We start from the raw sequence: 1,617 nt of genomic DNA, 5'->3' as shown, positions 1-1,617 counted from the left end.
GTCAATAAAGCCAAAAGCGCCGGAAGGGTGGCACCTAACAATGCGATGAGTCTGATGGGCTATGTAGTAACCGTAAAAGATGGATGGGTAATCAAAGAACATCAGGATGGAACCATTGAGCAAATCGAAGAACTTCATGTTATTTAATCTTTTCTCCCATGTCGCAACTTACCTATCACTTACCAATTCCTAACCCATCACTAACCTATCACTAGCTTATAACACCTCATAAATCCAGGTCTGCTACCGGTCTGCTACCGGGTTCCTACCGAAAATCCCGTAGCTGCCCGCTACCTGCTCCCTACCAGCTCCATAGTTGCTTGCCCGCAATGGTAACTGAAAGGTTAGACAACAACAGGGGAATAGCAAGTCAAAATTAAGGAATCAGTAAGGCGATAGTAAAGTTTAATTAGGGTTTCTGCCGTCTTTATACCTGTTAAGCAAATCTTTCTTAAAGGTTTCCTGTGCGCGGTAGTATTTGCCAATAGTTTTGATAGGCAAATGTGCTCTCAGCAAGTTATAATATTTCTTTTCAATGTTTAATGCTCTTTGCTTAAAATTAAGCTCATTGGCAATTAAAGACTGCACTTCGGTATCAGACAAATTTTCGATCTCTTCAATCTTTCTATAGCTGATTACCTTTTGGCTGCGTTCTTTCCTTAAAGCCATTTGCTCCGTCTGCCAGTTCTTATAAATTGGCCAGAAAACTTTGGCCTCATTTGGCGACAGTTCCATTTTCTGTGTTAGATACGCAATTTTATAAGATTCAATTTCATCCCTTCTTTCGTTGGAGTGCTGTGCAGAGGCATAACCGCCAAGGCAAGAAAGTAAAATGAATAGCATTAAGTGTTTCATTGTGTTGTGTTTATTAAGATGGGGTAGTCAAATAGTATTCAGTTTTACAAATTTAAAGCAATATCATTAGAAGAATAGTTCGTTAAGATATAGTCTTCCAGCTCTTGTTCAGAGGCTGTAGTTTGGGTTTGTAATACTTGTCCTTCTTGTATATGTTCTAAAATCTGCTGTTCGTCAATATCCTGAAAAAATTGCTCACTCGCTAAGTCTATAGATGGATCCTGTGTTTTAGGAGCGTTATTGTTGAAGTATAAACCTACTGCTGTAACTAAGATAAAACAAGCTGCGGTAGCATATTTAAACAGATCCTTTTGCCATAAACGGACAACCTTTGCTGTTTCAACTGTTGGTGTCGCCGTTAATTTTTGAAGAATTTTACTGTTTAACTGTTCAAAATATAATTCTGGAACGGTAAAGCCGTTATTTAAAGAAATAGCTTTCAGTCTTTCTTCTGCCACACGAGTTTGAATGTCGCGGTTAAGCTGTTCAAAATAGTTTTCAGGTACAGAAAAACCTCGCTCACCTTGCATTCCTTTTAATATATCTGCTGACTCATTATCCATAACATATGTATTGATGCTTTAAAACCCAAAAGGTTTAAAAAGTAATGTCTTCATTTAGCATAAAAGTTTCAATTTTTTTAACGGCAATGTGGTATGATGCTTTTAAGGCACCTACCGTGGTACCGAGGATGGCCGAAATCTCTTCATATTTCAGGTCATCATAAAACTTCATGTTAAAAACCAGTCGTTGTTTTTCTGG

Annotated in this window: 3 protein-coding genes; all 3 read right to left on the bottom strand. The window is 38.0% G+C overall.

Annotation, left to right across the window (positions count from 1 at the left end; genetic code table 11):
* Nucleotides 1–405: 405 nt before the first annotated feature.
* Nucleotides 406–855, bottom strand: a complete 450-nt coding sequence (locus ACR2F7_RS14660; RefSeq protein ID WP_432714292.1) for a hypothetical protein — start codon at nt 853–855, stop codon at nt 406–408.
* Between the two features lie 44 nt (nt 856–899).
* Entirely contained in the window at nt 900–1,418 is a 519-nt protein-coding gene (locus ACR2F7_RS14655; protein ID WP_432714291.1) for a hypothetical protein, read from the bottom strand.
* 34 nt (nt 1,419–1,452) lie between these two features.
* Nucleotides 1,453–1,617: RNA polymerase sigma factor (locus tag ACR2F7_RS14650; RefSeq protein WP_432714293.1), on the bottom strand; the 165-nt coding region annotated here is incomplete at its 5' end.

The sequence above is a fragment of the Pedobacter sp. genome (assembly GCF_045628745.1).
Lineage (GTDB): Bacteria > Bacteroidota > Bacteroidia > Sphingobacteriales > Sphingobacteriaceae > Pedobacter.
Note: the sequence above shows the minus strand (reverse complement) of the source record. Positions and strands in the feature narration are given on the sequence as shown.

What these genes read in the sequence shown, in the direction of transcription:
- ACR2F7_RS14660 (WP_432714292.1), bottom strand. Translation starts at nt 855, where the DNA reads ATGAAACACTTAATGCTATTCATTTTACTTTCTTGCCTTGGCGGTTAT.
- ACR2F7_RS14655 (WP_432714291.1), bottom strand. Translation starts at nt 1,418, where the DNA reads ATGGATAATGAGTCAGCAGATATATTAAAAGGAATGCAAGGTGAGCGA.